This window comes from Niabella digestorum, assembly GCF_036409055.1.
Lineage (GTDB): Bacteria > Bacteroidota > Bacteroidia > Chitinophagales > Chitinophagaceae > Niabella > Niabella composti.
Window position 1 is genome coordinate 384,591 of sequence record NZ_JAZGLY010000002.1, and the last position, 23,685, is coordinate 408,275.

Genomic DNA, 23,685 nt, shown 5'->3' on the forward strand with positions numbered 1-23,685 from the left:
GGTTGAAAAATAAGAAACTGGGGTTGCTGGCGATGATAATAACAGCTTCCTTTCATTTAGCATGCGATAAATTAAGTAAGGAAATAAATGATGATTCGCTTAATCATAAAATTATTGTGAATGTAGTTCCCTCCAGGGAAATGCAGACTATTCACAGTTTTGGAGCTTCTGATTGCTGGACTGCGAAGTTTGTTGGGGAGTGGAATGATCAGCAAAAGAAAGATTATATAGCTGATCTTCTCTTTAGCATGGATACTTTGGACGATGGTAGTCCTAAAGGTATTGGATTATCTTTATGGCGATTTAATATTGGTGGTGGAAGCTATGAACAAGGAGTTTCCAGTAATATTACTGATGAGTGGAGAAGAGAGGAGTGCTTTTTAGATGCAGATGGTAATTACGACTGGAATAAACAGAAAGGACAACAATGGTTTCTGCAAGCTGCAAAAAAGAGAGGTGTTTTATATACGTTAGGTTTTTCTCTTACGCCACCCGTCTTTATGACAAAGAATGGTAAGGCCTATAATGGAACTGATCAGCCTAATTTGAATATTCAGCCTGGTAAGATGGGCGCCTATGCTGATTTTTTGGCTTCCGTAGCGCGATATTTCCAATTTGATTATTTGAGCCCTGTAAACGAGCCTCAATGGCAATGGGGTAATGCGACAGGTGGCAGCCAGGAAGGAACTCAGGCTACTAATGCTGAGGTAGTGGCATTAGTGAGAGAGTTAGATAAGCGAATGCAACAAGAGCATACCAAGATTATTATTGCTGAGGCCGGGCAATGGAACTTTTTGTACGAAAGAAACGAGGGTAACAGAGGCAATCAAATCGAGGTGTTTTTTTCAAAAAAATCTCCATTATATATTGGAGACCTTTCACAAATAACTCCAACAATCACAGCTCACAGTTACTTTACTACTTGTCCAGATAATGAGCTAGTGAAGGTAAGAACTGCTGTACGGGAGAAGATTAATGAGGTAGCTCCTTCATTAGATGTATGGCAAACAGAATTTGGTATATTAGGTAATATTTGCAATCAGTTCAAAGGCGCTCCCCGAAATATCGGTATTGATTATGGATTATATGTGGCTAAGGTTATTCATCATGATCTAACTATAGCTAATGTCAACTCTTGGCAGTGGTGGTTGGCTATGAGCCCTTATGATTATAGTGATGCGTTGGTTTATATCAATGCACCTTCTGGTAATATCAATATCGCAGATTGTAAAAATGATGGTAAGGTGTCTACATCGAAACAGTTATGGGCGTTCGGGAATTTCTCCCGTTTTATTAGGCCGGGGATGAAAAGGATACATCTGGATGTGGCTGATAAGCCAAGTGCAGGTTTCTGGATTTCAGCATACAAAGAAGTAACATCTCGAAGAGTTGTTTTGGTTGCTGTGAATACGAGGAGTGAAGAACAGGTAATAAAAATTCAAGGTGTGGAACAAAATATTGATTTATATACTACGGATTATAATAAAGATCTCAAAAGATCAAATGGAGTTTCTGATGAAGTGGTTATCCCCTCTAAATCGGTAGTAACGATAGTTGGAACTTACTCTTAGTGTGTATGCTTATGTATTTAATAGCTCAAATAAGAATACTATTTGTTAGTCTGATATTCCTTATGGGCATTTCTTACTTTGTAAATGCTCAGCACACTACGACTGGTAAAGCATCTGTTTCACTGGCTGGGATCTGGAAGTTTAAAATGGATCCATTTGAAGCCGGAATCAGTGCCAATGGAGTACAACTATTACCTTCTCTTGCCGAAACTGTTATACTGCCAGGTTCAACAGACCAAAATCACAAAGGGTATAAAACGCAAACTATTACTTCTTTAAGACTTACACGACCTTATGAGTATAAAGGAGTTGCATGGTATGAAAAGGAAGTCTTTATTCCTGAAAACTGGAAAGATAAAGAGATTGAATTGTTTCTGGAACGGACTCATTGGTTAACCGAATTGTGGGTGAATGGCAAGCATGCAGGGAAGCGAGAAAGCTTATCTACACCACACCGATATCTTATTACTCCATTATTAAAAATAGGAACAAACAATAAGATACTATTGAAAGTAGATAATGATAGAATATATAATATTGAATATGCCCATGCCATCAGTGAAGAAACACAAACTAATTGGAATGGCATTATCGGACAAATAATGCTGAATGCTTTTGATAAGGTGAGTATAAGGGATGTGCAAGTGTATCCTGATCTAGCTAGAAAGGAAGCGAAGCTGCATATAAATATTCTAAATACAACTACACAAAATATACAAGGTGGTTTACAAATTAGTGGAGAAACTATTAATGTGGATTCGCCAATAAAGATTCCCATATCCCATATATCTTTTGGGGGTAAGGATTCCTTGATGATTCTGGATGTAACGGTTTCGTTAGGAGAGCGTGTTCAAACATGGGATGAGTTCTTACCAGCTCTTTATCGTTTACAGTTAAATCTGCATGCTGTTGCTGCGAATAGCAAGTTTAGTGATAATTATGAAGTGAAATTTGGAGTTCGTTCTATAAGAACTAGCGGGACAAGATTAGAATTAAATGGGAAGCCTCTTTTTATTAGAGGAACTGTTAATTGTGCAGAGTTCCCAATAACCGGTTATCCTCCCATGGATAAAGAGGCATGGATGCGTATTTTCAAAACCTGCAAAGACTACGGGTTGAATGCAATGCGCTTTCATACATGGTGTCCTCCTAATGCTGCTTTTGAGGCCGCTGATGAGTTAGGTGTTTATTTGCAAGTTGAAAATGCTGATTGGCGGTTTACTGTAGGAAAAGATAGCTTGGTAAATACCTTTTTGAGAAAAGAGTCTGAAGATATTTTAAGAACTTATGGTAATCACCCCTCGTTTATCATGTTTTGCGAGGGCAACGAGCTGGTAGGCCCTAAAGTAAAAGAGTTTTTGTCGGAGCAGGTTTCTCATTGGAAAGCCATTGATTCTCGCCGTCTTTATACCGGTAGTGCAGCATACCCTTTAGTGGATGAAAATGATTATCATGTTCTGTATGGACCTCGGCCACATCGTTGGAAAGAGGGACTAAATAGCAGGTTTAATAAGCAAGCATTAAATACGCTGTATGATTACTCAGACTATGTAGCCAAGCATCCTATACCTATTATTACACATGAAGTGGGACAATGGTGTTCTTATCCCAATTTTGAGGAAATAGAAAAATATACCGGAGTATTAAAACCGTATAATTATGAATTATTCAGAGAACTTCTGCGTGATAAGCATATGCTTGATCAGGCTCGAGACTTTATGATGGCTTCGGGGAAGTTTAAAGTAATTCAAAATAAGGAAGAAATTGAGTCTTATTTGCGTACTCCAGGTATGGCCGGTTATCATTTTTTACAATTGAATGATTTCCCCGGACAAGGAACCGCACCTGTAGGATTAGTAGATATTTTCTGGGATCCTAAACCATTTGCAAGCGCAAAAGAAATTAATCGATTTCAAAATAAGAGCGTTTTATTATTAAGAACGGAATCCTTTACTTGGACCTCTGATCAGGTATTCAAAGGTACTATTCAGATTGCTAACTATGATAGCGCTGTCATCCGCTCTGCACATATTCAATGGACATTTGAGCTGCCGGATGGTAAAATATATGCATCCGGTTCATTTGAGGGTATGGATATACCTATTGGTAGTCCTTTTACATTAGGAGAGATTAAAGTACCGCTCTCCGATATTGAGCAGGCTGTACAAATGAGATTCAATGTAAGTATTGCTAATACGGATTGCAGTAATCATTGGGATGTGTGGGTATACCCTGCGCGTTTACCTGATGTTGCTATGCAAAAGGTTATGATAGCTGACTGGTGGGGTGTTTCGGTGGAACGATTTTTAGAAAAAGGGGGTAGTGTATTATTACTTTCCGATTCTTCAAGAATAATTACGGATGTTGTTCCAGGCTTTTCGGGTATTTCCTGGAATACAGTTTGGTCGGGCATGCCCCCTAATTTGCTAGGAATTCTATGCGATCCCGGTCATCCTGCACTCAGATATTTCCCTACAGAGTATCACTCTAATTGGCAATGGTGGGATATAGTTTCTCATTCCAAGCCTATGGTTTTAGATCATTTCCCTTATGGATTTAAACCGCTTGTACAATTGATCCCCGATTGGAATAAACCACAAAAGATAGGAATTGTATTTGAAGTAAGGGTAGGGAAGGGGAAACTATTAATTGTAAATACTGATCTAAAGCATCATCTTTCTAAACGACCTGTAGCGAGGCAGTTACTATATAGTTTAAAAAAATATGTAGCAAGTGATGATTTTAATCCGGAGACATCGGTAGAACTAAAGGATCTACGTTTATTGTTTGAAAACAAAGCTGTCAAATAAAAAGTTGAGATGGTGAGTATCCAGATGAAAGCTATTATTGTATTATTAACTTTCCTGTGTTCTTCGAATGCTAAGGGACAATGGAATGCACCTCGTAAAGAAGTATTGAATATTGTACAAAACGCCTTAATGACGTCTGTTGAACAATACCATTATTTGATGCAACAATTACAGCCCGACCAGTGGCCCAGGACATATGAAAATGGTAAGGTGTATACTGTCAGTAATAAGGCGTGGATTTCTGGTTTTTATCCCGGTACATTATTGTATCTGTACGAATTTTCAAATGATATGGAGTTGTGGAAGGCGGCGCATCAGAAATTACAAAGAATGGAAGATTTGCAAAACATGACCGAACATCATGATCTCGGCTTTATGATGTATTGCAGTTATGGCAATGCCTTTCGTCTTTTCCCGGATAGTGCGAGATATAAGGAAGTTTTAATACAGTCGGCAAAGTCTTTAGCTACACGATTTAATCCTCGTGTAGGATGTATAAAATCTTGGGATAGTGTATTGTCGCTTGATAAGAAAAGAATGTTGAAGTTTCCTGTAATTATTGATAACATGATGAATTTGGAGCTTCTCTTTTTTGCCTCCAAAGCTACGGGAGATCCTTTTTTTAAAAAGATAGCTATTAAGCATGCTGAAACCACAATGAAAAATCATTTGCGTCCTGACTTTAGTAGTTACCACGTTGTGGATTATGATGAGCATACCGGTAAAGTAAAGAGCCGTGAAACGCAGCAGGGATTTGCTGATAATTCTACTTGGTCGCGTGGACAAGCTTGGGGAATTTACGGGTTTACCATGGTGTACAGAGAAACGAAGGATCGGAGGTTTCTCCATACTGCTTGTAAAATGGCGGATTTTTTCCTGAATCATAAAAATCTTCCATTGGATAAAATTCCCTATTGGGATTTCAATGTAGGCCAAGTAGGGTATAATCCTCAATGGAATTATAATCCTTCACTTTATAAGGAAATACCGAGAGATGCTTCTGCAGCAGCAATTACGGCTTCAGCCTTAATAGAGCTGTCAGGATATGTAGAGAAGCGCAAAAGTTTGATATATCAACAAGCTGCAGAATCGATACTTACCTCATTGTCTTCTCAAAATTATAGAGCCACAGTTGGTAGTAACGGAGGCTTTATTTTAAAACATGCATCAGGAGGAGTTCCGGGAAATGTCGAAGTTGATGTTCCGTTGAGTTATGCTGATTATTATTATATAGAAGCATTGATGCGTTATGCTCAATTAAAGATAAGATGATTATGAGACGGTGTTTTTTTTCAATATATGTCATTCTGATATTATTTAGCTTGCTTTTTGCCTTCTCTGGTTATGGGCAAAGCGATACTATTATCAATAGATATCGTAGTTATTTATTACAGATAGATACTACAGATATTGCATATGTACAAAAGTTGCATAACTCTATAAGACCGGATGGGACGTGGTCGGATATTAACTATCAGGATACAGAACCTGCGGCTTGGAATGTGTCTGAGCATTTGAAAAGACTGCAGGCGATGGCTACTTTATTTACTAAACCTAATAATGCACTTTATCAAGATATTTCTTTATTACGGTCTATCGAAAAGGCTATAGATCACTGGATTGAGAAACGCTATCAAAGCTCAAACTGGTGGCATAACCAAATTGGGGTGCCGCGTTATATGCGAGATATTATTATCCTGCTTCGCCATTATTTAGATGATAATAGATGGCAAAAAGCATTGTCGGTTATGGCACAGCTCCAAGTGAATGATCATTATCTAGCCGGTAACCTAATTTGGTGTGCTGATCTTGGCTTGCATTATGCAGCACTCACTGATGATTTACAGCTGATGCAGCGTTGTAGAGACCTCATAGTCAAAGAAGTCAAGATTGGAAGAGGAGAAGGAATACAACCCGATTACAGTTTTCAACAACATGGTGCGAGACTGCAGATGTACCAATATGGCAAGGCTTATATCTGGGAAAGTCTACGGATAGCCTGGCAGTTGCGAGGTACTAGTCTTGCTTTTCCTGATGAGAAAGTACAGATATTAACAGAGGTTGTGTTGAGTGGTTGGCAATGGATGGCCAGAGGAATATATACGGTTCCTGGCACAATGGATCGTTCTTCATCAAGAAAAGGAGAATTGAGAGCTGCTGATATCAGGCCTCTTATCCCTTTTATTGTAGCAGTGAGTCCAGAAAGAAAAAGGGAATTGATGGAAATGAATGCCGTGATGAACCAAAGTCGTTCGCTGAAAGGATTCCGTTATTACCCATTTTCCGATTTTGCAGCATATCATAGACCCGAATTTAGCTTTTTCCTGAAAACTATTTCAACACGTACATTACCTACAGAGTCTATTAATCGTGAGAACCTAAAAGGAAAACTCCTGAATAGCGGTGATGCTTACTTGATTAGAACAGGAGAAGAGTATACGGACTTAATGCCTGTATGGGATTGGAATAGGCTTCCTGGCATTACTGCGTTTCAAGGAGCTCATGCTATAGAGCGTAAAGAATTTGTAGGAAGCGTTAGCGATGGGGTGAGTGGGGTATCTGTAATGGATTATGTAATTAAAGACAGTATAGGGAGGCAAAAATTATCGGCGAAGAAGCTATGGGTGTGTTACGAGGATTTCATTATTTGTCTTATAGCTGGCATAAAAGATGAGCAAATTCCTGGGCGTATATATACAGCAATAGATCAGTGTAGATGGCATGGTAGTATTGCTACCGACCTCAACAGTATTGAATTGTCTGAGGGGACACATGTGCTTCATGGTGTATCGTGGGTTTATCATAACGGTTTTGCATATATCCTTCTTGAGTCTTCTGATATGGAAATTCAGTTAAAATCAGTTACAGGAAGCTGGCATGATATTAATAGAGCAGAATCTAAAACTGTCATTACAGAAAAAGTATTTACACCCGTTATATACCATAATTCTAAGGAGAATAATGCGACAGGATATGTTTTGACTAGAGCTAATTCAACGGCTGCAGTGAACAAATTAGTAAGACGACCTCATTGGAGTGTTATTGCAAATGATGAGAATGTCCAGGCCGTGCACTTAAAAAAGAATGTATTAATGGCAGCTTTTCATAATGCGGGAACAGTACCGTATAAGAAAGGAAAAATTAATGTTGATAAAGCTTGTCTAATGTTAGTCAAAGGTGGTAAAATTTATATAAGCGATCCTACGCATAAAGGTGCGACGGTGACGATTACAACACATAGGCACGCAAAAACGATAGCACTTCCTAAAGATGGAAAAACAATTATAATAGAAAACTTACTTTAATAATAAAAGCGATAAAATGATGCTAAGGCTGTGTGTTTCTATATTTTTGCTGGTATTAAGTAGTAGTTTCTCAGCTTTGTCTCAAGCTGACTCCAAGGTATATCTTAAGGATATTAAGGAAGAGTTTCAGAAGCAATGGCCCAAAAATCGAACTATTAATTTAGTATTTCATGGACATTCGGTTCCCACAGGTTATTTTAGAACACCCCATGTACATACGTTAAGTGCTTATCCCTTTTTGACCTTGCAAAAACTGAAAGAACGTTATCCCTATGCGGTAATTAACTGTATTACTACATCTATCGGTGGAGAAAATTCTGTACAAGGTGCCAAACGCTTTAAGAAAGAGGTGCTATCTCATCGTCCAGATGTTTTATTTATTGATTACGCATTAAATGATAGAGCCATTGGGTTAGCGGCCTCTCGTAAGGCAATGGAACAAATGATTGCTACTGCTTTAAAGCATAACATTAAAGTTATTCTTCTTACACCTTCTCCCGATTTAACGGAAGATATCAGAAGTCCCAATGCTGTATTGCAACAGTTTACAAAGCAGTTAATAGAATTGGCTGAAAAATACAAAATTGGTTTGGTAGACAGCTATGCTGCATTTCGTGAATTGGCACTGAGTGGTAAGAATATTAATGAGTATATGGCTCAAAGCAATCATCCTAATCAAAAGGGGCATGAAATAATTGCTGAACAAATTATTTCATTTTTTTAATCTGAACTTAAAGACTTTGCAATGAAAAAGATATCTGTTCTATTAGCTTATGTATTGTTAATAACTAGCAGCATTATAGCGCAGCGCCCCGCAGTAAGCAGGAAAGTATTTAAACTATTTGATAAAAGTTTAAAGGAGTCTGCGCAGCAATATAGGTTTATGATGCAACGACTAGAAGCCGATCGTTTTCCTGTTAGCTGGAAAGAAAAGGAAGATCGGTTGACTACAAGTGGTTCGGAGCCATGGGTGGGAGGCTTCTATCCCGGCGGATTATTGTATCTGTATGAGTATACCGGCGATAGCATTTTGTATCATGAAGCTTTGCGAAAGATGAAAATTCTTGAAAAGGAGCAATACAATAAGACTACGCATGACTTAGGCTTTATGATGTATTGCTCTTTTGGTAATGCAGATCGTTTATCGCCACAATCTTCTTATAAAGAAATAATTCTGAATAGTGCTGCATCACTAGCCAGCCGTTTTAATGAAAAGGTAGGTTGTATTCGTTCTTGGGATTCAGATCCTGGACGTTTTATGGTGATCATTGATAATATGGTTAATCTAGAATTATTATTGGCTGCTACTCAAATTTCAGGAGACTCTAGCTATTATAAGATAGCAGTAACCCATGCTAATACTACACTTCGGCATCACTTTCGACCTGATTTTAGTTCCTATCACTTAGTGATTTATGATCCTCATACCGGAAATGTGCAAAAGAAACAAACAGTGCAAGGCGCATTTGATGAATCTGCTTGGGCAAGAGGTCAAGCGTGGGGATTATATGGATATACTTTAATGTATCGAGGAACCAAAGATGTGCTTTATTTAAAACAAGCCAAGGGCATCGCAGATTTTCTATTGAATCACCCCAACTTGCCTAAAGATAAAGTTCCTTATTGGGATTTTAATGCTCCCAAAATTCCCTTAGAGCCGCGTGATGCATCCGCTGGTGCTATTATCGCCTCCGCATTAATTGAGCTTTCTGGCTATGTGGATAATAAGGATGGGAAGCGTTATCTTAAAGTAGCTTCAGAGATATTGAAGACACTGTCATCAGCCGAGTATAGGGCTTCTATTGGTACTAATGGAGGTTTTATCTTAAAGCATGGAGTAGGAAACTACCCTAGAAATGCAGATATAGATGTACCGTTAATTTATGCAGATTACTATTACATTGAGGCTTTGACCCGATTTATGAGATTGAAAAAGCAGTAACGTAATAAAATCTATCTTTTTCGAAAAATTAGCTATTCTCTTTTGTTGTTTTCCGAAGTAGGTTTGAAGAGTAAATGATGATAGGTAACTGCCGGGCGCTTTTGTGCAAAAGTTCCTCTAGCTACATACGAAATGCTGAATTTCTTTATCAGATATACATTATTGATTGGCTTGCAATACTTGTGTACTGTGAGCTCTTGGGCTGTGGAAGAAAATACTACCATACGGCAGCGCATTAGCTTGCATGGTGCATGGGGATTTAGAATAGATTCATCTGGTATAGGGGTGCAAAATTGTTGGATGGATAGTATATTTTCCGAAACGGTTTCCTTGCCTGGAACGATGGCGTTATGGGGAAAAGGTATACCATTCCAGCAAGCAACTACATCTCATTTAAATAGCTTATCGCAATACACGGGAGCTGCATGGTATCAACGTCGTATTCATATTCCGGAATCATGGAGAGGAAAAGACATTTATTTATATCTAGAGCGCACTAAGGTTACTTCCGTATGGATAGATGATGTACTTGTGGGCTCAAGCAGTATTTTATCGGCACCACAATCATTTAAATTTCCGGATTATCTGGCTCCGGGTTGGCATACAATAACAATCTGTGTAAATAATAACCCTAAGCTAGTGCATGTAGGGGGATCTCATGCTATAAGTGAGCATACGCAAACTAATTGGAATGGTATTATAGGTGCCATATACTTGGAAGCAGTCAACAAGGAGAGGATAGAGGGAGTAAAAGTCTATACAGATATAAATTCCCGAAAAGCATTTATCAAGGTTATTGGACCGCCCGCAGCTTTTTCAAAGGCAAACAAACTCCAAGTTTCATTATATCCGTTTAAAAATACAATTGGGAACTTTCAGACAGTATCGTACGATTTAGATAATGCTTCTACCGATTCGATTTGCGAAATCGTATATTCTTTAGATAATAATGTTCAGCTGTGGAGTGAATATAATCCGGCATTATATCGATTGTCAATATCATTATTAAAAGGTGGTGTGGTGCTGGATGAAGTATCTATTATCACAGGTTTCAGAAGTTTTAAAGCAAAAGGCACTCGATTCGCGATTAATGATATTGTAACTTTTTTGCGTGGTAAAAATGAAAGTTGTGTATTCCCTCTAACAGGCTTTCCTCCAACAACTGTTGAGGAATGGCAGCGTATTTATCGAATTGCAAAGTCTTATGGGATAAACCATTACAGATTTCACTCTTACACACCTCCAAAAGCGGCTTTTGAGGCTGCAGATATAGAGGGGATTTATATTCATGCCGAATTGCCGAATTGGTCCGATTTTAAAGAAGGAGATACACTGTTCGCAAAGTATCAATTAAATGAAGGTAAGGCTATAATTGATGCTTATGGAAATCATCCCTCTTTTGTAATGCTTAGTTTGGGTAATGAACTTGCAGGAGATGAAATTGTGCATAATCGATTGGTTTCGGCATTGAAGCATTATGATGGTGGGAGGAGGTTATACGCTTTTGGTACGAATGCTTTTTATAATAATCCTCATCCAGGACAATATGATGATTTTTGGACAACAATGCGAACTGGGAAGGAAACCGATAATGGTTTATTTGATGTTCGTGGCTCTTTTGCTACTACCGAGGATTTGAATAGTGGGATTTTGAATCATCAGTATCCGAATACTACCCGAAACTTTTCGGAGGCTATAAAAGGTTGGCATTTACCCATAATCTCCCACGAAATGGGGCAATATCAGGTGTATCCAAATTATGCAGAGATTCCAAAATATACGGGAGTGCTTAAGCCTTTAAATATGCAAATATTTAAAGAAAGACTACAAAAGGCCGGAATGCTTAATCAGGCTGACTCATTTTTCAAGGCCTCAGGAATGTTAACTGCACAGCTTTATCGCAGAGAAGTTGAAATGGCCTTGGCAACTCCGGGACTTGCAGGTTTTCAACTGCTAGATCTGCAGGATTTTCCCGGTCAGGGAACTGCTCTTGTAGGCCTGTTAGATGCTTTTATGGAGTCTAAAGGTCTTATTGAACCATCTGTTTTTAGGCAGTCTTGTAATGATATTACGCTGCAAGTTTGTATGGATCGCTTTGTATGGACGAATGATGAATTGTTTAGGGCGAGAATTCAAGTAATAAACTTTAGTCCTCAAAATGTAATCAATAAAAAGATTCAATGGCTGATCGTCGATGAAAAGAAAAGGGTACTGGCAACTGATACAACTCGTATCTTCTCCGGGAAGGATTCCAATATACACGTTGGTGGGGACATTACATTTGTGCTTAAAGGAATTAGGCAGCCCTCACAGCTGGAAGTTAGAGTAAAAATACTAGATACAGATCAGCAGAATGCTTATCCCTTGTGGGTATATCCATCATCCCAATCATTAGATATACCACCGTCAGTAATAATCGCAGAAAGTATTGATGAACAAATAAAGAAAAAATTACTAGCAGGTAGTAATGTATTACTATTCCCAAGACATGATATGATTGAAAGCAAAAGTGTTGGAGGACAGTACATATCAGAGTTTTGGAACTGGAAGGTCTTTAAGGAAGGAGCAGTACGTAATAAAAGGCCTGTGTCTGCAGGAACTTTAGGTATATTGACGAATCCACAACATCCCTTGTTTAAATATTTTCCAACTGATTTTTACACCAGCTGGCAATGGTGGTCTATAGTTAAGAATGCCAGACCTTTTATTTTGGATACCTTACCCAAGGCTTATCGGCCCCTCGTTCAAGTAATTGATAATATCGATAGGGATCATAAGTTGGGGCTTATTTGGGAAGTCAGGGTAGGAAAAGGGAGTCTTCTAGTATGTATGGCCCCCCTCAACGAGCTTCAAAATGATCCTGCAGCACGGCAGCTTTATTATAGCATATTGAAGTACATGGATAGTGCGGACTTTAATCCTACCTGGTCCATCGATATTAAACAACTGGAAACAATCTTATAACAAAAATAAAAACTATGATTGGTCAAAAGTTTAGGAGCTTCTTACTGATAATCGGTTGCTTGTTACTGACTTCTTTTATTTACGCCCAGCAAACTATTTCCTTGCAGGGGCAGTGGTATGTGAAGCTTGATAAAGAAGATGTTGGTATTAAGGAAGAATGGTATAAACTTGAGAAATTTGGTAATCCTATTCTACTACCCGGAACATTAGATGATGCAGGTATCGGCGAAAAAATACCTATGGATACTACACAGATGAATAAGGAGGTGTTAATTAAGCTTACTAGGAAGCATGCATATATTGGACCTGCTTGGTATACTAGAAAAATTACGATACCGGTTGGCTGGAAGCAAAAGAATATTCAATTGTATTTGGAAAGAGTTTTATGGAAAACCCAGGTATGGATCGATGGAAAAGAGATTGGATCTGAGGAGAGCTTAAGTGCACCCCATGTGTTTGATATATCAGATTATGCGAAACCTGGAACTCATATTCTTACAATTCGTATTGATAATCGTAAGCAGCATGAAATAACTTTTCAAAATATAGGGCATGCTTATACCGATGGTACACAGATCATCTGGAATGGAATAATAGGAGCATTGGAATTACAGGCTAGAGAGAAAGTGTATATTCATTCGTTGCAGGTCTTTTCGGATATCAAGAAAAAAACTATTGAAGTCAATACCTTGGTAAAAAATACGCTTCCTGTTGATCAAAGAGGCATACTTACAGTTCGTGTTTATCGGAAGGGCGGGGCATTAATTGCAACGAAACGTGAATCTGTGTTAATCAATAAGGCTTCTTCAGAGCATTTATTGAATGTATCGTTAGGAGATGGAGCTGCTTTGTGGGACGAATTTAATCCCCAACTTTATACTGTAGTGGCCCACTTGCAGCTGTCAGGAAGACAAACAGCTACTGAGTTTGCCACAGATTTTGGACTGAGAGCTATTAGTAAAGATGCTCAGCATATATATGTCAATGGAAGACCCACATTTCTTCGAGGAACACTAGAATGTAATATCTTCCCATTAACAGGTTATCCTCCTATGACTCAAGATGGATGGCTAAAAGTATTTCAAACTGCAAGAAATTATGGTTTGAATCATATACGCTTCCATTCATGGTGTCCTCCTAAGGCAGCATTTGAGGTTGCGGATTCTATGGGCTTTTATTTACAGATTGAATTGCCCTTCTGGAGTCTTGAGGTGGGCAAGTACCCCGAAACATTACGTTTTTTAGAGGAAGAAGCCCAACGTATTATTCAGCAATACGGAAACCACCCATCATTTTGTTTGTGGTCGATGGGGAATGAGTTGCAGGGGGATTTTGACTGGCTGACAGGGATGGTTACAAAGCTTAAAAAACAGGACCCTCGTCATTTATACACTTCTACTACATTTACATTTCAAAAAGATCACGGGAGGTGGCCTGAACCTGTAGATGATTACTTTATCACTCAGTATACCAAAAACGGTTGGGTGAGAGGTCAGGGGATATTTAATACACACTCTCCTGACTTTACAAAGGATTATATCGATGCGGTAAAAGGATTGCCGGTGCCTTTAATTACTCATGAAATTGGACAATATTCTGTGTATCCCCGCTTAGGTGAAATTGAGAAGTATACCGGAGTATTAGATCCATTGAATTTTAAAACCATCAGACATGATTTAAGAAAGAAGCAATTGCTACATCTTGCAGACTCTTTTACCCTGGCTAGTGGTATATTTTCTGCTAACCTTTATAAGGAAGAGATAGAACGCGCTTTGAAAACCAAAGGCATTAGTGGATTTCAATTGCTGGATTTGCATGATTTTCCTGGGCAGGGTACGGCACTGGTGGGTATTCTTGATGCTTTCTGGGATAGCAAGCAATTGATTACTCCCGAACGTCACAGAATGTACTGTTCTTCTGTAGTACCCTTGATTCGTTATCCCAAAGCAATTTATAGTAATAATGAAATTTTTGAAGCTCTTGCAGAGATCGCTAACTATAGTGCATCCTCATTAACGAATACTGTAGTGCAGTGCGTTATTAAAAATGCTGATGGTAAGGTGGTCTATCGTACTCAATGGCACGCCAGTAAAATTGATATAGGAAGCGGTAATGAGGTAGGGCGTATATCTTTCCCCTTAAACCAGCTTAGCGAAGCAACACAACTTTCTATAGAGCTTTCTATTGAAGGCACTGCATATAAAAATCAGTGGAATGTTTGGGTGTATCCCAATAGTGTAGCGTTGAATGATGCTGATGTATTTTTTACGCGTTCAGTAAGTGATGCCTTGAAAATGTTGGAAGAAGGGAAGAAAGTTTTATTAAATCCGGATACTTCTACATTGAAAGGAGTGCAAGGTCGTTTTGCTACCGTATTCTGGAGCCCGGTACATTTCCCCGACCAGCCAGGTACTATGGGAATCCTCTGTAATCCAAAGCATCCTGCACTTAAATACTTCCCCACTGATTTTTATTGTGATTGGCAATGGTGGGACCTGATTACATCATCTAAGACGATGATTATTGACAATTTGCCGGAGATAACTCCCGTAGTACGCGTAATTGATAATTTCTTTAAGAATAGAAAGATGGCCAATGTAATTGAGGCGAAGGTGGGAGAGGGTAGCCTATTATTGACTTCCTTAAATATTGCAGATAAATTGGAGGAGCGTCCTGCAGCAAGACAATTACGTTATAGCTTACAGAAGTATATGCAGAGTAAGGCCTTCAATCCCTCGGTTTCTATAACAGTGGATGATTTAAGGGTATTAGTAAAGTAATGTGGGAGTGGATGCTTGTTATGTAATAAAGTCCATTTTTTTCCTAAAACGCTCCATTTTTTTGACCTTTTATTCTTACCAAATTTGCATAAGAGGCTACACATAGAAAAGGAATAATTGATTATGAATATTGAGTTTTGCTTGCTATAAAATTGCCATCATGATGAAGAAAGTTCAATACAACACGGCATATATTGTCAGAATTGCTTTTATATCGGCACTGGGGGGATATCTGTTCGGTTTTGATTTTGCCGTAATTGCTGGCGCATTGCCGTTTCTGAAGATTCAGTTTGGATTTGATGAGGTACAAGAAGGATTTGCAACTGCATCTTTGGCTTTAGGGTGTATGCTAGGATGTATTATAGCCGGAAGTATATCGGATCGGTTTGGACGTAAAAAAGGACTTTTACTGGCTGCTAGTATATTTTTTATATCCTCATTATGTATGACCTTTTCTAATAGTAGTGCCCTGTTTGTTTTTTCTCGATTTGCAGCGGGGATTGGCGTAGGGATGGCTTCTGTTTTATCTCCTATGTATATAGCGGAAATTGCTCCGGCAACTATAAGAGGCAGAATGGTAGCTATAAATCAATTGACCATTGTTATAGGCATTTTTGTAACCAATTTGGTAAACTATTCTTTGCGAAATGTTGGGGAAGATGCTTGGCGGTGGATGGTGGGGTTAGGTGCAGTGCCTTCTGCATTATTCTTAATAGGTGTATTGTGGTTGCCTGAAAGCCCACGCTGGCTAGTGAAAGCCCAAATGTTTGATCGTGCAAAAGCTATCTTAAATAAAATCGGATATCCTGAAAATGAGATTTTGAGTACCGTAACGCAGATTAGGAATTCAGTTAATACAGACACCCGAATTGATTATGGCGCTATTTTCCGTAAAGCGGTATGGCCAGCCGTTATGGTAGGGATAGTTTTAGCTGTATTTCAGCAACTCTGTGGAATTAATGTAGTCTTTAATTACACCTCTAGCATTTTTGAGAGTGTGGGATTTACCCAAGATGACCAACTCAAGCAGACTGTATTTATCGGTTTGGTAAATATGATTTTTACCCTGATTGCAATGTGGCAGGTGGATAAACTGGGCCGTAAGCCTCTCATGTCATTTGGATCATTAGGACTTACGGTTTTATATGTAATCAGTGCATTATTGTTGCAAAGTAGATCAGCTACGGCATCATGGACATTACTGGCGGCCATAGGAGTATATGCAATGACATTGGCACCAGTAACTTGGGTATTGATAGCAGAAGTTTTTCCTAATAAAGTAAGGGCCGCTGCTACTTCGATTGCTGTATTAGCATTATGGCTCTCATATGCTGTGCTCACTTTTACATTTCCTATTCTTTCTAAGAATATGGGTACTTATACACCTTTTTATATCTATAGTGTTATTTGCCTTCTGGGAGCACTGTTTGTGTGGATTCGTGTCAAGGAAACTAAGGGTAAATCTCTGGAAGATATGGATGCCGTTTATGCCGGGCATTGATTTTTGATTGTTCATTTTAATAGTTCAAATAAGTTGTTATGGAAGTAAAAGCTTGGCAGGAGTTAGTGACTATTCCTACGTACAAGATTGGAGCTCCTGATAAGAATCCTATGTTTCTGGAGAAGCGCGTTTATCAGGGGAGTAGTGGAGTAGTGTATCCTTATCAGGTTATTGACAAAGTATATGATGAAAAAGAAGATAAACAATGGATTGGTTTGTTTATTGAAAATGAGTATTTGAAAGTAATGATATTGCCCGAATTAGGAGGACGTATCCAAATGGCTTATGATAAAACCAATGACTATCACTTCGTTTATCATAATCGCGTCATTAAGCCTGCATTGGTAGGCTTATTAGGCCCTTGGATTAGTGGGGGAATTGAGTTTAATTGGCCACAGCATCATAGGCCTACTACTTTTGATGCTACTGATTTTACGATTGTAGACAATAAAGATGGAAGTAAGACGATATGGGTGAATGAATACGAAAGGATGTTTGGAACTAAGTGTGCTTTGGGATTTACTTTATATCCGGATAAAGCTTACATAGAACTAGAAGCGAAAATTTATAATCGTACTCCTTTTCCTCAAACCTTTTTGTGGTGGGCAAATCCTGCTGTATCCGTTGATGAACACTATCAAAGTGTGTTTCCACCAGATGTAAATGCGGTGTATGATCATGGTAAACGCGATGTAAGTTCCTTTCCTATTGCTACGGGTACGTATTACAAGGTGGATTATTCTCCGGGAACCGATATCTCTATTTATACCAACATACCGGTTCCTACTTCATATATGGCAGTGAATAGTGCATTTGATTTTGTAGGGGGATATCATCATAAGAAGAAGGCTGGTATTATGCACGTAGCTAATCATTACATTAGCCCGGGTAAGAAGCAATGGACTTGGGGCTGCGGGGAGTTTGGTAAAGCCTGGGATCGTCAGCTTACTGACGAAGATGGTCCTTACTTTGAGTTGATGTGCGGTGTATATACCGACAATCAGCCTGATTTTAGCTGGATTATGCCTAATGAGGTGAGAGAGTTTAAGCAGTACTTCATGCCGTATAAAAATATTGGGTACGTAAAAAATGCATCGATCGATGCTATGGTGAATCTGGAATGTGATAAGGGTGCGGTTGATGTAAAAGTGTATGTAACTCAAGAAAGACCAATCACTGTTCGTTTACATCTGGATGATAAGATGTTGTTTGCAGAACATGTAATGCTGTCGCCTCATAGTAGTTTTGAGAAGCATCTTTCGCTTGACCCATCCATAGAGGAAACCCGACTTTTTGTAGAAGTATTGGATGATAAAGATAATGTGTTGATTTCTTATAAACCGGTTAAGCGAAATACCGAAGCAATACCTGATCCGGCAAAACCTATACCTGAACCCGAAGCTATTGATACATTAGAAGAGCTTTACCTGTCTGGCTTGCATCTGGAGCAGTATAGGCATGCTACTTATTCTCCTTTGGATTATTATCAGGAAGCTTTAAAGCGAGATGCTACAGATATTCGCTGTAATAATGCCTTAGGACTTTGGTACCTGCGTCGCGGAGCGTTTGATACAGCTTTGCCTTACTTGATCGCCGCTGTAGATAAACTGACAAGCAAAAATCCTAATCCGTACGATGGCGAGCCTTTATATAATTTAGGACTTTGTTATAAGTATTTGGGTAAGCTGAAGGAGGCAAAGGAATGGTTTTATAAAAGCACCTGGAATGCAGCCATGCAGGATAATGCATACCTTCAATTGGCGTACCTCAGTGCTAAAGAAAGATATTGGCAAACTTGTGTGGAGCATGCTGATAAATCTATTCTCAGAAATTATAAAAGCCATAAGGCGAGACATATCAAGGCAGTTGCTCTGCGAAATATGAACGAAATAGCAAAAGCTGAAGAGCTACTGAAGGAAAGTTTAGAATTGGATGTTTTTGATTTTGCTGCACGGTTTGAGCTCTGTTTGTTGCTACGTCAAAATGGTAAGGAATCTTCGGCAGTAAGCGAATTGCAGCAACTACGTACATTGATGCGTGATAGAAGCTATTCATATATTGAAATTGCTCTGCAATATGCTGATGCAGGTTTGTATGAAGATGCTATTGCGTTTCTCTCTTTAATGGCGGGTAATATTTCGGATCCTTTGATTTGTTATTATTTGTCTTACTTCTACTACCTTCTTTCCAATGAGCAAGAAGGTAGGCAGTGGTTGGGTAAAGCCTTCGAATTAAGCCCTGATGGAGTATTTCCTAATCGTATTGAAGATATTGCTGTTTTAAATAGTGCAGTGGAGAGAAATCCGGAAGATTATAAGGCTTTGTATTATTTAGGCAACTATTACTATGGGAAACGTCTGTATGATCTTGCGCGCGGTTGCTGGGAGCGTTCGTTGAGCATCAATCCTGATTTCCCAACAGCTAATCGCAACTTGGGGATTGCATATTATAATAAGTTCAACAAGAAAGAAGAGGCATTACATTTGTTTCAGAAGGCATTTGATGCCGATCCTAGCGATTCTCGCATATTGTTTGAACTGGATCAATTGAAAAAACGGTTGAATGTACATCCCAAAGAACGCCTTTCTTATCTTAATCAATATCCGGAACAAGTACGTGATCGCGATGATTTATTTATTGAGTATATAGGATTGCATACGCTATTAGGTCAATTTGAGGAGGCCGGTCGGCTCTTGAAATCCCGAAACTTTCACCCTTGGGAAGGAGGAGAAGGTAAAACGCCCCAACAGCATATTGTCATTCATGTGGAGTTGGCTAAACAGGCTTTAGACAATGAACAACTAGATTTGGCAAAGCAGCTATTGGAGCAGGCTACTATTTATCCTCCTAACCTGGGCGAAGGGAAATTGTATGGAGCCCAAGAGAATGATATTTATTATTGGTTGGGATGTGTGGAAGAGGCGAAGGGAAATACCGATGGCGCCCGCAAATATTGGCAAGAGGCATCTATTGGACTCTCTGAGCCAGCCCCCGCCATTTTTTATAATGATCAGCAACCTGATAAAATCTTTTATCAGGGCATGGCATTGCTAAAGCTGAAAAAATACAAAGAGGTTGAACAAAGGTTTAGACGATTGATTGAATATGGAGAACAACATATTAATGATGATGTAAAAATCGATTTCTTCGCAGTGTCATTACCAGATCTAATGATTTTTGATGATGATCTTAATATGAGAAACCGTATTCATTGTTATTATCTTATGGGGCTAGGTTATTTAGGTTTAAACGAGCTTAGTAAGGCTCACGAATATTTGGATAAGGTTTTATCGTTGGATGCGGCGCATATGGGAGCTACCATTCATAAGCAACTCGCATTAGCGGTACAAAAGGAGCTTAGATAAAGTTTAATATTGTAGAGATGATATTTAAGAAGGTGTATAATTAATGTTTGTTACTCCTTAGCTTCCTTTATGGTAATTGTAAAGGGATAAGCAAAGCAGCCCTCTGTTTCCAGTTGATAGCGAAGTTGCTTTTCTAAATAAGCGACTTCGTTATCACTAAAATTATGCTTTGATAGATATAATTGTATATCGATAAATCTAGAGAATCCTGAATTTTTACCGGGCAGTACATGCATGCTTTTCTGTACAGCTACTTTTTTCAATTGCGGGCCGAATAGCTCAAAACATAATAGTCGTATATCCTCCACACTAATGATTTTGCCTTTTGAGGTGAGTTGTCGTACAAGCATTTGCTTTTGTGCATAATCACTTAGTGTTTCTCTGCCGCCAATAGCAGTAGTTACTGAGTAGCAGGATGAAACCTCTGTGAGGCTGTGCTGAAAAGGCCTGAACTGTAAATGGGCTTTCACAAATCCGGCCTCCCGTGGTGATGTATTCCAGTAGGATACTTGAACGGTTTCGCCGGGGTTCTTGGATCGGAGCAAAACATACCTGAAGGAAGGTTTTTCATCTTTAGATAATTGAATTTGATCTTCTAATCGTCTAAGGATACGCGAAATCTCGTTTAAGCGGGAACTGATAAAATCATTACTGATTCGGCTGAAATAAGCACTTTCATCTCGTATGGCTTCTGTTAGGCTTTTGAGTGCATTGCGGATATCGGCGCTACTGCTTTTGCTGATACGAGCAGCACGTATAATTGCTTCGCCCTCTTCTACCTTATTATCATAATGGGCAGACTGTAAGCGATATTTCATTCCGTTGCTGCCTTCAATGCTGTGTATGTCTAGATAACTTCCATGGATAAGCAATGGAATAATATTGAGCCATTTTTCTGTTTTATGGTAAATTTTTTCCAGTTTACGATTGATTGCCGGAAATGCGTTTGCAACTATTTGTAAACGCTCTGTTACTTCTGGAGCAAAAGGTCGACCTAATTGAAAAGTGCCATATACGACATTAGGTGTGTGAATTTCTTGCTGCAGTTTTTCTGGAAGATTTTCTAGTAACGGATGTGGAGTTGTATTAGTACTTATAGGATCAGCCGATTCATCAATCGTGATAAACTGGTTGCGATAAATAGCTGCTGTTTCGCGCTGTAGTTTTAAAGAGTAATCGCTGTCTTTATTAAAAACATCTTTTAAAGTTGCTTCGTACTGAGTATTTTTATAATACCCCATATCAATGGGGGTAGGATTACCGTTAATCAGTAATTGTGTTTCACGTAAGGTGAAGTAAAAGTTGTGAGCTTCAGAATGACCTTTTAAATCAAAGAAAAACTGCAAGCCGGCAAGCGAGTTTACAGAGCCGTTAGTCTGCAATGCAAAATGAATTTCATGCGACATGAGATTATTCCCTTCATCGTGGATCAAGGTTTTCTTACCACTGTTGTCACATCTGTATAATTTCCCACCAATACGAATATGGCTCAGTTGTACATTGATTAATTTGGTCTCGCCTATAGGGGTAAAAGTAATATCGGCATCCTTTGCTACTTCATCAGCCCGACTTACTCTTACAGTTGTGCTAAAATTGGTTTCGCTTTTTAATATTGCTGTATCACCATTGGGGCGTGCAGTAAGAACACAGGAAGCAGGCTTCGCATTCAGTAGCGATTGCGGCAGCATTAAGGAAGAAAGCTCGTTAAGCAGATTATTCTGGATATCACGAATGCGATAGCCGATCTGTTCAATTTCTCCTGCTACCGCATCAAAAATTAGAATTAATAAGGGGTCAAAATTGGCTTCTATTTCATTTTCATCAAGATTCCATTGTTCAGCTGCTAGCCGAACTAATCTGTCTTTTATCTGCTCCCTGCTTTCTGTTTTCATGAATTGAATGATTTATATGCTGGTATAGTTTAATCTAGGTTATAGGGGCTGATAAAGAAACCTGTCATGAATGTAAAAGGCTCCATGCTTCTTTTTATTTTCCCTTTTATAACGATTTCAATTTTCTTTTTCTGTATTTCCATGCCATCCAAGAACGCATTTGATAATCGTACATTTACATCAACAGCAACCTCAGTAATTCTTTTTTCATATAAGCTTATTTGAGTCTTTAGACTGTTGATGATCATTTCCCTACGAACATCATTGGCAAGATGCGTATCATAGTCGCTTTCCCAGAAGTGCGATCCATACAAAGGGTCGTTTTTATGTTCGCCTTGCATGGTAGTGATAAGTAAATGAAGGTTTCTATATACTGAGTCCAATAAATTGCAAGATGGTAGTTTTTTATTTTCAAAAAACTGTTTAAAACGTATTGGCAATTTCAGATATGTAATATGGGCCATCTTACTTATAGTTTATATAGATGATCTTTACACAGTTACCGGAAGTTTCATCCCGAACAACTTTGAAAGATTCTATCTTTCTTTTCTTCTTGAGCATTAATACTCCTTTTTTCTCTTTAAGTTCGTTGCAAAGTGCTGCGAAAGTAGTGGCTTCATCATTCGCTACCACTTTGGTGCCTGCACCGTTACAAAGAATATTGTTGAAATCTTCGATGTCTTTCTTGCCGTCTATCACGCCTTGGATCATTGCTTTAATGGCTGGTTCAGGCAACTGGTCATACGTTTTTGCGGGCGGCTCAGGTTCTTGCTTGACTACTGGCATTTCTTTCGGTGTTTCTTTGGGAAGATCTTCAACTAACGGGGGCAATGGTTCTTGAGGTACTGGAGGAAGATCTGCTTTGGATACAGGCGGTAATGCAGCCCCTGTGCCGATGGTAGATAGTATATCATCTACCTGAATAATTTTTCTGTATACTTTGTCATCAATCTTTAATGCTACAGTATAATTTCCAGGCTTTGTAAAAATGAATTTTGCCTGACTGGTGATTTGCTTGGGTTCTGTAGGTAATTCTTCAATACTCCACTCGTAATTCGCTCCTGCTGCTGTGCTATTAAATACAACCTCATCACCTACGGTTACAATGTCTGCGGATATGATGGGGTTTACAGCAGGAATAGTATTGAGTGTAGATGTATTGCTTTGAATTATTCTGATGTTAAGGGACTGTATGCATTTGCCGTTGAGAATGGCTTTGATCAGATAATATCCTTCTTTTAGGTATGTGTGTGTAACTGTTGCACCCTTTTGAGAGGTTGACTGGTCGTCAAAATCCCAAGTTACTGATTGTTTTGTATCTCTTATGGATACTGTAAATGTGATTTGTTCGTTTACATAGAAAGTTTGGGTATTCTGAGCTTCAGGGTGTTTAATATTACTGGAGGTTATGATGCTGAAATCCTGACAGGGTACATAAGTGAATATTTTGTATGCAAGTAAACCTGCCGACAGCAATAGTGAGATGATAAAGCATATCCATACTTTATAGTCGAGTCCAGCCCATCTTTTAGAAATAGAACGGTGCATAACTTAT

General features: G+C 38.8%; 14 protein-coding genes. 10 read left to right on the forward strand and 4 right to left on the reverse strand.

Annotation, left to right across the window (positions count from 1 at the left end):
- The first annotated feature begins 2 nt into the window (after positions 1–2).
- From V2H41_RS04325 to V2H41_RS04350, 6 genes are read left to right on the forward strand one after another with little or no spacing between them, the layout of a single operon-like run.
- Positions 3–1,571 (forward strand): glycoside hydrolase, encoded by a 1,569-nt coding sequence (locus tag V2H41_RS04325; RefSeq protein WP_330973902.1) that lies wholly within the window; start codon positions 3–5, stop codon positions 1,569–1,571.
- 5 nt (positions 1,572–1,576) lie between these two features.
- On the forward strand, positions 1,577–4,381 hold the full coding sequence (locus V2H41_RS04330) for a sugar-binding domain-containing protein (protein ID WP_330973903.1): 2,805 nt from the start codon (positions 1,577–1,579) through the stop codon (positions 4,379–4,381).
- A gap of 9 nt (positions 4,382–4,390) precedes the next feature.
- Positions 4,391–5,653 carry a glucuronyl hydrolase gene (locus V2H41_RS04335; RefSeq protein ID WP_330973904.1) on the forward strand — a complete coding sequence of 421 codons (1,263 nt, stop codon included), beginning with the start codon at positions 4,391–4,393 and terminating at the stop codon, positions 5,651–5,653.
- A gap of 2 nt (positions 5,654–5,655) precedes the next feature.
- On the forward strand, positions 5,656–7,686 hold the full coding sequence (locus V2H41_RS04340) for a polysaccharide lyase family 8 super-sandwich domain-containing protein (RefSeq protein WP_330973905.1): 2,031 nt from the start codon (positions 5,656–5,658) through the stop codon (positions 7,684–7,686).
- 16 nt (positions 7,687–7,702) lie between these two features.
- Positions 7,703–8,410: an SGNH/GDSL hydrolase family protein gene (locus tag V2H41_RS04345; RefSeq protein ID WP_330973906.1), complete on the forward strand. Its 708-nt coding sequence runs from the start codon at positions 7,703–7,705 to the stop codon at positions 8,408–8,410.
- Between the two features lie 21 nt (positions 8,411–8,431).
- A complete protein-coding gene (locus tag V2H41_RS04350) occupies positions 8,432–9,628 on the forward strand; it encodes a glucuronyl hydrolase (RefSeq protein WP_330973907.1) in 1,197 nt (398 codons plus the stop codon).
- Between the two features lie 32 nt (positions 9,629–9,660).
- Here the strand turns inward: V2H41_RS04350 and V2H41_RS04355 are convergent, their stop codons facing one another.
- Complete coding sequence (locus tag V2H41_RS04355) at positions 9,661–9,852, reverse strand: hypothetical protein (RefSeq protein WP_330974106.1); 192 nt, start codon at positions 9,850–9,852, stop codon at positions 9,661–9,663.
- On the opposite strand from V2H41_RS04355, the gene V2H41_RS04360 reads away from it, so the two are divergent.
- From V2H41_RS04360 to V2H41_RS04375, 4 genes are all read left to right on the forward strand, one after another.
- The gene (locus V2H41_RS04360; RefSeq protein WP_330973908.1) at positions 9,761–12,592 is read left to right on the forward strand and encodes a sugar-binding domain-containing protein; all 2,832 of its coding nucleotides are present in this window, start codon (positions 9,761–9,763) and stop codon (positions 12,590–12,592) included. The genes V2H41_RS04355 and V2H41_RS04360 overlap by 92 nt on opposite strands.
- Before the next feature lie 14 nt (positions 12,593–12,606).
- Entirely contained in the window at positions 12,607–15,372 is a 2,766-nt protein-coding gene (locus tag V2H41_RS04365) for a sugar-binding domain-containing protein (RefSeq protein WP_330973909.1), read from the forward strand.
- A 160-nt stretch (positions 15,373–15,532) separates the two neighbouring features.
- Positions 15,533–16,873: a sugar porter family MFS transporter gene (locus tag V2H41_RS04370; protein ID WP_330973910.1), complete on the forward strand. Its 1,341-nt coding sequence runs from the start codon at positions 15,533–15,535 to the stop codon at positions 16,871–16,873.
- A 38-nt stretch (positions 16,874–16,911) separates the two neighbouring features.
- Positions 16,912–20,238, forward strand: a complete 3,327-nt coding sequence (locus tag V2H41_RS04375; RefSeq protein ID WP_330973911.1) for a DUF5107 domain-containing protein — start codon at positions 16,912–16,914, stop codon at positions 20,236–20,238.
- A 50-nt stretch (positions 20,239–20,288) separates the two neighbouring features.
- Here V2H41_RS04375 and V2H41_RS04380 read toward each other — a convergent pair whose 3' ends face one another.
- From V2H41_RS04380 to V2H41_RS04390, 3 genes are read right to left on the reverse strand one after another with little or no spacing between them, the layout of a single operon-like run.
- Positions 20,289–22,130: a hypothetical protein gene (locus tag V2H41_RS04380; RefSeq protein WP_330973912.1), complete on the reverse strand. Its 1,842-nt coding sequence runs from the start codon at positions 22,128–22,130 to the stop codon at positions 20,289–20,291.
- A 29-nt stretch (positions 22,131–22,159) separates the two neighbouring features.
- On the reverse strand, positions 22,160–22,594 hold the full coding sequence (locus tag V2H41_RS04385; protein ID WP_330973913.1) for a GPW/gp25 family protein: 435 nt from the start codon (positions 22,592–22,594) through the stop codon (positions 22,160–22,162).
- A gap of 1 nt (position 22,595) precedes the next feature.
- Positions 22,596–23,678, reverse strand: a complete 1,083-nt coding sequence (locus tag V2H41_RS04390; RefSeq protein WP_330973914.1) for a PKD domain-containing protein — start codon at positions 23,676–23,678, stop codon at positions 22,596–22,598.
- Positions 23,679–23,685 lie beyond the last annotated feature (7 nt).

Coding starts and splice junctions, on each gene's coding strand:
- V2H41_RS04330 (WP_330973903.1), top strand. CDS start 1,577: ATGCTTATGTATTTAATAGCTCAAATAAGAATACTATTTGTTAGTCTG.
- V2H41_RS04335 (WP_330973904.1), top strand. CDS start 4,391: ATGGTGAGTATCCAGATGAAAGCTATTATTGTATTATTAACTTTCCTG.
- V2H41_RS04340 (WP_330973905.1), top strand. CDS start 5,656: ATGAGACGGTGTTTTTTTTCAATATATGTCATTCTGATATTATTTAGC.
- V2H41_RS04345 (WP_330973906.1), top strand. CDS start 7,703: ATGATGCTAAGGCTGTGTGTTTCTATATTTTTGCTGGTATTAAGTAGT.
- V2H41_RS04350 (WP_330973907.1), top strand. CDS start 8,432: ATGAAAAAGATATCTGTTCTATTAGCTTATGTATTGTTAATAACTAGC.
- V2H41_RS04360 (WP_330973908.1), top strand. CDS start 9,761: ATGCTGAATTTCTTTATCAGATATACATTATTGATTGGCTTGCAATAC.
- V2H41_RS04355 (WP_330974106.1), bottom strand. CDS start 9,852: ATGGTAGTATTTTCTTCCACAGCCCAAGAGCTCACAGTACACAAGTAT.
- V2H41_RS04365 (WP_330973909.1), top strand. CDS start 12,607: ATGATTGGTCAAAAGTTTAGGAGCTTCTTACTGATAATCGGTTGCTTG.
- V2H41_RS04370 (WP_330973910.1), top strand. CDS start 15,533: ATGATGAAGAAAGTTCAATACAACACGGCATATATTGTCAGAATTGCT.
- V2H41_RS04375 (WP_330973911.1), top strand. CDS start 16,912: ATGGAAGTAAAAGCTTGGCAGGAGTTAGTGACTATTCCTACGTACAAG.
- V2H41_RS04380 (WP_330973912.1), bottom strand. CDS start 22,130: ATGAAAACAGAAAGCAGGGAGCAGATAAAAGACAGATTAGTTCGGCTA.
- V2H41_RS04385 (WP_330973913.1), bottom strand. CDS start 22,594: ATGGCCCATATTACATATCTGAAATTGCCAATACGTTTTAAACAGTTT.
- V2H41_RS04390 (WP_330973914.1), bottom strand. CDS start 23,678: ATGCACCGTTCTATTTCTAAAAGATGGGCTGGACTCGACTATAAAGTA.